This is a genomic window from Pantoea sp. Pa-EAmG, assembly GCF_030024295.1.
Lineage (GTDB): Bacteria > Pseudomonadota > Gammaproteobacteria > Enterobacterales > Enterobacteriaceae > Pantoea > Pantoea dispersa.
The window spans coordinates 1-10,549 of sequence record NZ_JASEWO010000159.1 but is presented as its reverse complement, the minus strand read 5'-3'; the positions used below and the strand labels follow the sequence as shown (position 1 = coordinate 10,549).

Annotated in this window: 10 protein-coding genes; 6 read left to right on the top strand and 4 right to left on the bottom strand. The window is 55.3% G+C overall.

Features of this window, described 5'->3' with window-relative positions; translation table 11 throughout:
- Positions 1–326 precede the first annotated feature (326 nt).
- A complete protein-coding gene (locus QMM04_RS17735; protein WP_282996651.1) occupies positions 327–1,163 on the bottom strand; it encodes a MipA/OmpV family protein in 837 nt (278 codons plus the stop codon).
- Positions 1,164–1,365: 202 nt separating this feature from the next.
- On the opposite strand from QMM04_RS17735, the gene QMM04_RS17730 reads away from it, so the two are divergent.
- From QMM04_RS17730 to QMM04_RS17720, 3 genes are all read left to right on the top strand, one after another.
- Positions 1,366–2,043 carry a response regulator gene (locus QMM04_RS17730; protein ID WP_282996650.1) on the top strand — a complete coding sequence of 226 codons (678 nt, stop codon included), beginning with the start codon at positions 1,366–1,368 and terminating at the stop codon, positions 2,041–2,043.
- Positions 2,043–3,431: an ATP-binding protein gene (locus tag QMM04_RS17725; protein ID WP_282996649.1), complete on the top strand. Its 1,389-nt coding sequence runs from the start codon at positions 2,043–2,045 to the stop codon at positions 3,429–3,431. Before QMM04_RS17730 ends, QMM04_RS17725 begins: the two co-directional genes overlap by 1 nt.
- Positions 3,432–3,568: 137 nt before the next feature.
- Positions 3,569–4,048 (top strand): Rrf2 family transcriptional regulator, encoded by a 480-nt coding sequence (locus QMM04_RS17720; RefSeq protein WP_010430601.1) that lies wholly within the window; start codon positions 3,569–3,571, stop codon positions 4,046–4,048.
- A 64-nt stretch (positions 4,049–4,112) separates the two neighbouring features.
- Here QMM04_RS17720 and oqxB read toward each other — a convergent pair whose 3' ends face one another.
- Both oqxB and QMM04_RS17710 read right to left on the bottom strand, forming a co-directional pair.
- Entirely contained in the window at positions 4,113–7,268 is a 3,156-nt protein-coding gene (gene oqxB / locus QMM04_RS17715; RefSeq protein WP_220120075.1) for a multidrug efflux RND transporter permease subunit OqxB, read from the bottom strand.
- Positions 7,269–7,292: 24 nt separating this feature from the next.
- Positions 7,293–8,468 (bottom strand): efflux RND transporter periplasmic adaptor subunit, encoded by a 1,176-nt coding sequence (locus QMM04_RS17710; protein WP_218401439.1) that lies wholly within the window; start codon positions 8,466–8,468, stop codon positions 7,293–7,295.
- Positions 8,469–8,805: 337 nt separating this feature from the next.
- On the opposite strand from QMM04_RS17710, the gene QMM04_RS17705 reads away from it, so the two are divergent.
- The 3 genes from QMM04_RS17705 to QMM04_RS17695 all read left to right on the top strand — a co-directional run bounded on the left by QMM04_RS17705 (position 8,806) and on the right by QMM04_RS17695 (position 10,008).
- The gene (locus QMM04_RS17705) at positions 8,806–9,159 is read left to right on the top strand and encodes a helix-turn-helix domain-containing protein (RefSeq protein WP_029485062.1); all 354 of its coding nucleotides are present in this window, start codon (positions 8,806–8,808) and stop codon (positions 9,157–9,159) included.
- 70 nt (positions 9,160–9,229) lie between these two features.
- A complete protein-coding gene (locus QMM04_RS17700; protein ID WP_282996648.1) occupies positions 9,230–9,547 on the top strand; it encodes a YebG family protein in 318 nt (105 codons plus the stop codon).
- A 236-nt stretch (positions 9,548–9,783) separates the two neighbouring features.
- Positions 9,784–10,008 (top strand): hypothetical protein, encoded by a 225-nt coding sequence (locus tag QMM04_RS17695; protein WP_042715742.1) that lies wholly within the window; start codon positions 9,784–9,786, stop codon positions 10,006–10,008.
- 109 nt (positions 10,009–10,117) lie between these two features.
- Here the strand turns inward: QMM04_RS17695 and QMM04_RS17690 are convergent.
- Positions 10,118–10,549: LysR substrate-binding domain-containing protein (locus QMM04_RS17690; protein WP_282996647.1), on the bottom strand; the 432-nt coding region annotated here is incomplete at its 5' end.

The window sequence follows — 10,549 nt, the reverse complement described above, 5'->3', positions numbered from 1 at the left end:
AGCATTTTTATGGTCTTCACTCTGGAGCTGACCTGCTCCCTGTCGATCCGTATACCGTGATGGTAGTATTTTTTTGCCAACTTCCGCTCCTCGCTCACAGTGGACCTACGCCCCCCCACCGTCCGCCATCTTCCCGCAAAACCTTACCCGACTAACGAACAGACGAGCTCTAAATACATCCGTGAAGGATCAACTGACCCTCTTCAGCGCAGTGAATTTTGATAGCCGATGATTATTCCTGGCATCAAACACCGCCGCCCCATCATCTTTCCGGGGCGGCTCGAATTCGTCGCTATTGCGCGCTCATCTCCATAAGTAACCAACCATCAAAAACTGTACGTCACCTTCAAACTTCCCGTAGGCGACGTCTTGCGTTGCACAATGGGGCTGTCGGCCGCGTCCCCCGTCAGCTGCGTCACGCCCGCTGCGGCAAGTACGCTCCAGCGCGAGGTGAGCCTGTGTGTCCAGTCAAGATTCAGCGAATACGCATAAATTCCGGCACCGGCGTCATGTCGGGCAAACCCCGATGCGGCCGATTGGGCGGCGCTGACGCCATAGTACGTTTGCATATACTTGTCGGATCCCCAGCTGCTGGTCAGCGCCAGCGTGACCGCATTATTCGGTGAAGTATAGAGCGGACTGGAAATGCCGAAGTGTACCGCCTCACCGTTGTCCCTTTCAGAAACCGGAACCTCAGCCTGCAGCTGCAGATGAAGCCAGTCGGTCACCTTATACCCCAGCCCAGGCACAACGATGGCCGAGCCTTTGATGTCGCCCATACCCCGCAGGTAGTCGCTGCCGGAGCTGATCGAATCGCTGCTCACGTCTTTGTCTTTACGCCCTGTTCGATAGCTCACTGCAGCGCTGTAATCCAGGTTGCCGATGTCGTTGCCGTAACCGACGCCCCGCGTGGTGCTGATAAAGAAGCCGTTTGCCATGGCGTAATCCACCACCTGCGCCGCACCGACGCGGTTTTTATCCGAACCCGAGTAGCGTGGCGCGACGTCCACGCCGCCCCCCAGGGTTAAAACGTTACCCTCGCTCTGCTCTGCCGCCAGTACTGGCGTGGTCAGTAACGCCAGAACGATGCCCGGCACGATGTTTTTCAGGCTGCGACCCGGGAGCAAATGTGGGGACGTATGACGCAGTTCGATGTTTCTCATTAAAGAAGTCCTTCTGGATCCAAAGGGTGACGATGTAAGCGGTTAAACGCCAGAACGCCCATTTTGAATACTGACCCTAAGGTTCTTATGAGCCGAAAATGAAGAAACACTGAAGCGCGCGCGGGTGATGTAAACCGGACAGATTTCCTGATACCGTTTTTTCTTAAGATGTTCTTCATTCACGGTTGATACAGTTACCAGTGTGAAAATTCTACTTATCGAAGACGACCTGGATCTGGGCAATGGCGTACGTATCGCCCTTGCCGATCAAGGATTTGACGTTATATGGGTTCGCCGTAAAGAGGATGCACTGCATCAGCTTGACGTCTGCGTGCCAGAACTTATTTTGCTCGACCTGGGGCTGCCCGACGGCGACGGCATGAGCCTCATGACGCGCTTACGCCAGCAGCTGAAGGGGATCCCGGTCATCATCCTGACGGCGCGAGGCACGCTGCAGGATCGCCTGTGCGGGCTGGATGCAGGTGCAGACGACTATCTCGTTAAACCTTTTGTTCTCGCCGAACTGCTGGCGCGGGTAAGAGCCCTTGCGCGGCGCAGTTACGGTTTTGAGAATGAGGCGATAGAGATTCGAGGCTTATCTCTTCATGTACCGACGCGTCGCGTGACGGTGAGCGCACGCCACATAGACCTGACGGCGAGTGAATATGCGCTGCTTGAAACGCTGATGCTGCGTGCGGACCGTGTGATTACGCGACGGTTTCTGGAAGAACGGATATTCGGCAACAAAGAGAACCTCAGTAATGCGCTCGACGTGCATATGGGAAATTTGCGAAGAAAAATCGGCGAAGGCTATGTGCGAACCGTGCGTGGCGTCGGGTATGTTATTGATACCGTTGCTGTTCAGAGAGTGACGACGTAATGCGAAAACTGTGGTATCACCTGAGGCACCCGACGCTGGTACGCCGAATTATCATCGCCCAGTTGCTGCTGCTTACCCTGCTGTGGTGTCTCTTTTTAACTTTCATTCTGTGGGAGGATCTCCGCAGCCCTCCCATCCTCACGGGCAGTCATACCTATGAAACGCTTTTTACGCTGGTCGAGCGGATGGACGAACACCCGCAGGATCGTACCGCCGTGCTGGCAGCCTTCAGCAAAGCGTTACGAGAGGGCTATGGCGGCGGCGAAGATCCCGCCCTGTCAATCAACGTCATCGTGCGCAGAAATAACGCGGTTATTTTTTCATCGCCTGATGCACCAACGGGGGTAACCAACACCCGGTTAGGGGAAATGCAGCGTGTTCAGAGCGACGGTCGTACCTGGACCAGCCGAACCCTTAAATCCGCTCATTCCGATGTGGAGGTTACCCTTTTCACCCCGGCCGGTGGCTGGAACTTCTTTATCTACCTCAACTCGCGCGGTTACTATGTCATGCCGCTGCTGGTCTGTTTCCCTTTTCTTCTGTTCCCCGCGTGGCTGTCAATCCGCATTGCCATGCGTCCCTGGAACAGGGTGGTCAATGAAATTGCATTGCGCTCGCCAGACGATCTCTCCCCTTTAAAAGCTGTACCAAAACACAGGGAGCTTCGCCAGATGGTGGACGCGATTAACGACTTTCTTGCCAGGGTACGAGAAAGCGCGGAAAGGGAGCGGGTTTTTATTGCCGATGCGGCTCACGAACTGCGAACGCCGCTGGCGGCGATGCGAATCAACGTGGAAGCGTTGCAATCGTATGTACTCAGCGAGAGCCAACAGGAATTGCTGGCGGGGATTGTTCGCAGCAACAGTCGTGCTGCGCGTCTCGTCAATCAGTTGCTGCTGATGATGTACAGTGAAGCACGCCTTGATACGGACCTGGAGCCCGTGCCGCTAACGACGCTCCTTCAAGAGCGAATGGCCGAACTGGAACCGCTGGCGTCTGCGCGCAGGATTGAGCTTGAATTTTTCGCCGAGGATGAAGTCTGGATCTCAGGCGTAAGGGAGCGCCTGGTGTCGCTCATTGATAATCTCATTGAGAACGCCGTGAAGTACAGTCCTGAAGGCGGGCGGATTCTGGTCGATGTCTGCTCATTAGAGGGCTCCGCGCGGCTACGCGTTTCCGATGCAGGGCCCGGTATTCCGGTTGAATTGCGCGAGCGCGTGTTCGACCGATTTTTCCGCGATCCCAATCAACTGCAAAGCGGGAGCGGACTGGGGCTTGCCATCGTTAAAGCGGTGGCGCAGCAGCACAACAGCAGCGTAAACCTGAGTACTTCCGCAGAAGCTGGCCTGATGGTGACGGTTGACTTCCCGAACCGCACGTATAGCTAAACAGGAACAGGGGGGTCGATCGCAAATGCCGCAGATTGCTTCAAAAAAATTACCGTATTTGTTATATTGTTGTTTATTGCTTATTCACCTCTGCGGTGCCAAAAAGAACAAGATTCACCGCAACCCAGGATACAAAAATGTTAGATTACCGCTTCCCGACAGCTTTGCAGATGGTTCTCAGCGTAGCAATGGCGGAGCAATTGGGTGAACGTTCGACGAGTGCGATTCTGGCCTACGGTCTGGAAGCTAACCCGAGCTTCATCCGCAAACTGATGGTTCCCCTCACGCGTGACGGTATTATCGTCTCCACGCTTGGCCGTAACGGCTCTATTCATCTTGGACGCCCGGCGGAAGAGATCACCCTGCGCGATATCTACCTTTCCGTCATTGAAGATAAAAAGCTGTGGGCATCACGCCCTGACGTACCGGCCCGCTGCGTAGTCAGCGCTAACGCATGCTGGTACTTTAAGTCTATCTCCGAAGAAGCGGAGCAGGCTTCGTTACAGGTACTGGCGCGTCACACCGTGGCAAGCGCGCTGGAAGAAGTGAAAAAAGCCGATACCAGCGGCTGCGATCCGGTGCCTGAACTTATCGCCAAGTATAAAGAAGCCCTTTAACTTTCTTTAAATGCAAAAAAAACCGCCTTGCTATGAAGGCGGTTTTTTATTATCTGCAACATCCCTACGCGGGCAGAACATCCCTTTCCGTTTTTTTGCCGCGCGTCACGAACTTACGCAGCGTCACGTAAAACACCGGCGTCAGGAACAGACCAAACAGCGTCACGCCCAGCATCCCGGAGAAGACCGTGATCCCGGTAACGCCGCGCACTTCTGCGCCCGCGCCGTGGCCGAGGATCAGCGGAATGGTCCCGGCAATAAAGGCAATGGAGGTCATCACAATCGGGCGTAAGCGCAGGCGGCACGCCTCCAGCGCGGCTTCCATAATGCCTTTGCCCTGAATTTCCAGCTCGCGGGCAAACTCCACGATAAGAATCGCGTTTTTACACGCCAGCCCCATCAGCACCACCAGCCCTACCTGCACGAACACGTTGTTATCGCCACCGGTCAGCCAGACGCCGAACAGCGCGGAAAGCAGGGTCATCGGCACGATGAGGATCACCGCCAGCGGCAGCGTCCAGCTTTCATACAGCGCCGCCAGCACCAGGAACGCCAGCAGCACCGCGACCGGGAAGACGATCAGCGCCGTATTGCCCTGCGTCGCCTGCTGGAAGCTCAGGTCCGTCCATTCAATGTTCATCCCGTTCGGCAGGATCTGCTTCGACATTCCGTCCAGCTGCGCCATCGCCTGCGAGGACGAAAGTACGCGCGGGTCGGCATCGCCAATCAGATCCGCCGCCGGGTAACCGTTGTAGCGAATCACCGGGTCCGGGCCGTAGGTGGTCGTGATATTCACCATGCTGCCAATCGGCACCATTTCACCCTGGCTGTTACGGGTGCGCAGATTCGCAATGTCTTCCACGCTGTCGCGGAACTGCCCGTCGGCCTGCGCCATCACGCGCCAGGTACGCCCGAACTGGTTGAAGTCATTCACGTACGACGAGCCCAGATAAGTTTGCAGCGTACCGAAAAGATCGGTCAGCGACACGCCCTGCGCTTTCGCCTTGTCACGGTCAACCTGCACGTCAAGCTGCGGAACGTTAGCCTGGTAGGTTGAGATCGGGAAGTGCATTCCCGGCGTCTGCATAATCGCACCGGACATGGTGTTTACCGCATTTTGCAGCGCGCCATAGCCCAGACCGCCGCGATCCTGAATGTACAGGGAATACCCCGACCCCTGACCCAGCCCTAAAATCGGCGGCGGCAGGATGGAGAAGCCAAAGCCCTGCTGGATTTGCGCAATTTTCGCGTTGATCTCCGCGTTAATTTCCGCCGCAGTATGTTTACGCTGGTCGAACGGCTTCAGGCCGAAGAAGACCGTCCCCGTATTCGGCGTGTTGGTGAACTGCAGCGCGTTCAGCCCCGGGAACGCGACCGCGTAGTCCACGCCTTCGGTATTCATCCCGATTTCGCTCATTTTGCGGATCACCGCATCGGTGCGCGCCAGCGATGAACCTTCCGGCATCTTCACGCCGCCAATCAGGTACAGTTTATCCTGCGTCGGAATAAACCCGCCGGGAACCGCTTTAAACATGACGCCTGCGGCACAGAGCAGCAGCAGATACACCACAAATACCGCCCCGCGACGGCCGAGCGTTTTGCCCACCAGCCCCTGATAGCCGTTCGAGCTGCGGTGGAAAAAGCGGTTAAACGGACGGAAAATCCAGCCGAACAGACGATCGATAAGCCGGGTCGGGAAATCTTTCGGCGCGCCGTGCGGTTTTAACAGCAGTGCCGCCAGCGCCGGCGAGAGCGTCAGCGAGTTAATGGCGGAGATGACCGTGGAAATCGCGATCGTCACCGCAAACTGCTTGTAGAACTGCCCGGTAACGCCCGAGAGGAACGCCATCGGCACAAACACCGCGCACAGCACCAGCGCAATCGCGATAATCGGTCCGGACACTTCCCGCATCGCCTGATGCGCCGCCGCAAGCGGAGCAAGCCCCTCTTCAATGTTTCGCTCGACGTTTTCCACCACCACGATGGCGTCGTCCACCACGATACCAATGGCCAGTACCAGCCCGAACAAACTCAGGGTATTCAGCGAGAAGCCCAGCAGGTAGAGAATGCTGAAGGTCCCCACCACCGAAACCGGCACCGCGATCAGCGGAATGATCGACGCGCGCCAGGTTTGCAGGAACAGAATCACCACCAGCACCACCAGCACCACCGCTTCCAGCAGCGTTTGCACGACGGCACGGATGGAGTCGCGCACGAAAACGGTCGGATCGTAAGGTGCCGCCCACTTCATATCCGCCGGGAAACGGGTCGACAGTTCGTCCATTTTGGCGCGCACCGCGTTAGACAAATCGATGGCGTTCGCCCCTGGAGACTGGAAGATACCAATCCCGACCGCGTCTTTGTTGTTGAGCTGGGAGCGCAGCGCATAGCTGCCGGAGCCCATTTCGATACGCGCCACGTCGCGCAGGCGAACGACCGTACCGTCCTGCGTCGTTTTCAGAACAATATTGCCGAACTCTTCTTCGGTATGCAGACGGCCCTGGGCGTTAATGGAGATCAGGAAATCGCTCTCTTTCGGCAGCGGCTCGGCACCAAGCTGCCCGGCGGATACCTGCACGTTCTGCTCCTGCATCGCCGTGACCACATCCGAAGCGGTCAGCCCGCGAGCCGCCACTTTGTTGGGATCCAGCCAGACGCGCATCGCGTATTCGCCCGAGCCGAAAATCTGGATCTGACCAACGCCGGGCAGGCGTGCCAGTTCGTCCTTCACCTTCAGCGTGGCGTAGTTGCGCATATACAGCGAGTCGTACTTACCGTTGGGCGAAAACAGATGCACCACCAGCGTCAGCGTCGGGGATTGTTTCTGGGTGGTAATGCCCAAACGCCGCACGTCTTCCGGCAGACGCGCTTCCGCCTGCGCGACGCGGTTTTGCACCTGAACCTGCGCCTGATCGGGATCAGTCCCCGGACGGAAGGTGACGGTGGTGACCAGCACGCCATCGGAACCCGCGACGGACTTCATATACATCATGTTTTCAACGCCGTTGATTGCTTCTTCCAGCGGCGTCGCCACGGTCTCAGCAATCACTTTCGGGTTGGCGCCCGGGTACTCCGCGCGCACCTGCACGCTTGGCGGCACGACGTCAGGATATTCGCTCACCGGCAGCAGCGGGATGGCGATTAGCCCTGTGATAAAAATCAGAATCGACAGCACCGCGGCAAAAATCGGCCTGTCGATGAAAAAACGGGAAAAGTCCATGGGTTGGATTCTCAGGTCAAGGGATCAGTTGAGGGCGCTGGTGGCGGTCATGGCAACGGTTTTGGCGTTCACCGGCATACCCGGCATAAACACTTTTTGTAAACCCTCGACGATGACTTTATCGCCAGGGTTCAGCCCCTGCTGCACGATGCGTAGCCCGTCTGCCAGACGTCCCGGTGTGATATCGCGACGCTGTGCTTTGCCTTCTTTATCAACCACGTAAACATACTTGCGATCCTGATCGGTCAGCACCGCTTTGTCGTCGACAAGCGTGGCTTTGAATTCCGCGCTGCCCGGCAGGCGTACGCGGGCAAAGAGTCCCGGCGTGAACTGACGCTGCGCGTTATCCAGCAGCGCACGCATGCGGATGGTGCCGGTACTCGGCGTTAGCTGATTATCCAGAAAATCCACTTTGCCCTGATGGGGATACCCTTCCTCACCCGTCAGGCCAATCTCAACCGGTAGCGCCGTGTGATTGCTGGACGCCCCCTGCCCGCTGCGGGCCAGATTTTGATAGTGAAGGTAGGTCGACTCATCCACGTCAAAGTAGACGTAAACCGTCTTCTGCGAGACCAGCGTGGTGAGGACGCTGGCAGTGTCGCCCGCGGTGACCAGATTCCCGCTGGTGATCAGCGCCCGGCTTGCGCGTCCGTCGATAGGCGCGGTCACTTTGGTGAAGTCCAGGTTGAGCTGCGCCGCGTCAACCGCCGCCTGCGCGGCGCGAATGTCGGCCTGCGCCTGAATGGCGGCCGAGCGACGCTGCTCCCACTCTTCCCGTGAGACCAGATGGGTGTTGATCAGCTTATCGGTACGGTTAGCCTCACTTTGCGCCAGGCTGGCCTGCGTTTTGGCTCTTGCCAGGTTCGCCTGCGCCTGTTCCAGCGCGGCGCGATAGGTTCGGTCATCAATGGTGAACAGCACCTCGCCCTTCTTCACTTCCTGACCGTCGGTGTAATTCACTTTATCAATGTAGCCGGAAACGCGCGGGCGTAGCTGAACGCTCTCCACCGCTTCGATCCTGCCGTTAAAGCTATCCCACTGGCTTATTGATTTCACGACCACGTTAGCGGCACTGACAGCGGGCGCTTGTGGCGCAGCGTTTTGCGCGACGCTGTTATCACACCCGACGAGCAGCACGGAGGCGAACATCGCCCCCAGCGCGCTCAGATGAAAGTTACCCCAGGTTTTTTGCAGGCTCATTATTTTTATTCCGGTAATTGTAGCCGCCGGGCAAGACGCAGCGGGAGGCACTGCGCTACTTCCTTTGTCCGGTGGCTGGCTTAAGGCCATTTGTGTCGTTCATCGCCACAAAACTGTAACAGTTGCGAATACACTATTCCCGGCGATTGTAGGAAGGCGCTTAATTAAGTGCAAGAATAATTGTTGCACTTTATGTGCTATTTGAGTCGATGTAAAAAGACCCGTTTCGGTCAGGGATTTAAATGCAACAATAAAACTTGCAATTAATACAAAAACGCGCCACCTTTAAATGCAACAGATAAAGATACTTTTCTCTATGTAGCGTGGGGGTAACAACATGAACACTGGCGCATTTATGCATGATTTACTCGACTGGATCGACAACAACCTGGATAGCCGTCTGGATATTGAGTCCGTTGCCAGGCGTTCCGGCTACTCAAAGTGGCACCTCCAGCGTCTGTTCAAAGAACATACTGGCTATCCCCTCGCCGGGTACATTCGCGCGCAAAAGCTGCAAAAATCGGTTGAGCGCTTAACCCACAGCGACGAGCCGATTTTGAACGTGGCGATCGCGCTGGGCTTTGACTCTCAGCAGTCCTTCAACCGCAGCTTTAAGCGTCAGTATGGTCAGGCGCCTGGGGCATGGCGGCGGAGCATGGGTGGCCCGGAAACACAGCAACTGCGCCAGTAATGCATATTTTGCTGCAACGTCGATCTGTAGCTGCTATGCTGTATATAAACACAGTATAGCGAGGTGCACGATGGCTGTTGAAACAAAATTTGTTGTCGTAAGAAAAGGTGAAGAGAAAATGACTTTTGCCAGTAAGAAAGAAGCTGACGCTCACGACAAGCTGCTTGATATGGCAGACGCGTTCACCGACTGGCTGTTGCAAAGCGAAATGCAGATGGATGAAACGCAGGCTGAAAATCTTGGCCTGTATCTCGCCGAGCAGAAAGAGACCGTTCAGCATATTCTGCGTACCAGCAAGCTTCCCGATCTCACTGCCCCAGTTGCAGCGGATAAAACTGAATCCGATGCGGCTGACACGAAAAAAATCAGGGCTGTAAAAGCGGCCTGATTCTCAGCATGCGTCATCAACGATCCTGTAGCCGTAAGCAGACATCTGCTTGCGGCTTTTTTTTAGCCCGAACATGAAAAGAGTAAAGGAGATGACGTGCGGCAAGGAATGAAGGAAAAGATTAGAAACTTCGTCTCAACCCTTTAACACGCTAAAGCGGGACGGTCGGTAACATTGCGGAATTGCATTGCGCTGGTATTCTTCTTGTATCAGCGGGCAGGCCGGAGTCACTCTTTGTGGATAATCTCATCCTTCAGAAAACCATCATTATCTTTATTCTCATCTTGTGGGTAATCGATGAATTCAGGGCCAGGAAAAGAAAATATTCTGACCCCGCTATTGAAGCAGCTGATGCCAGAGAACGCCATGAATGGCGCTATCTCAGATGGGGGTTCCGGACTATACAAGTGGCAGCGACAGTGTATGTCTTCGTTCAGCTGATTCAGGGATTACTGAGATAAATGCCACAGGCAGGTATAACTGGACAAAACATCTTACTGTCCAGTTGAGCCTCGGTGATCGCCGTTATGTAGGTCACCTGAGTGCCAGGAGCGGACGTTGAGGAAAATATTATTTTGATGAGAAATATTTGCGTAATATTTTTTCTAATAGCGAGAAAACGACCGTGACCCTTTTGGGAGTAATCAGCTGGTAAGGCCGATATAAATAAAATTGCCATTTCTCCTGTCGCAGTTCTGGCAGTGGGGGAACAAGTTGGCCGCTTGCTAAGTACTCCCTACAGATAAAATCGCTGGATTGTACAACCGTTTTTCCGGCCAATGCAGCCTGAATTTCGGCGTATGGATCTGTAGTATAAAACTCAATATGACGAGGGACAAAAGTATTCACTGCGTCACTCATAAACTCAAATGATTTCCCCGTTTCAGGATTAATTAAACCACTAAATGGATAACGCTGTCGAAGATCTTCTAAATCAGTTGGTGCTCCCAGACGCGCAATGAGTTCAGGGGATGCAACCAAAATATGTTCAACTTGCCCGAT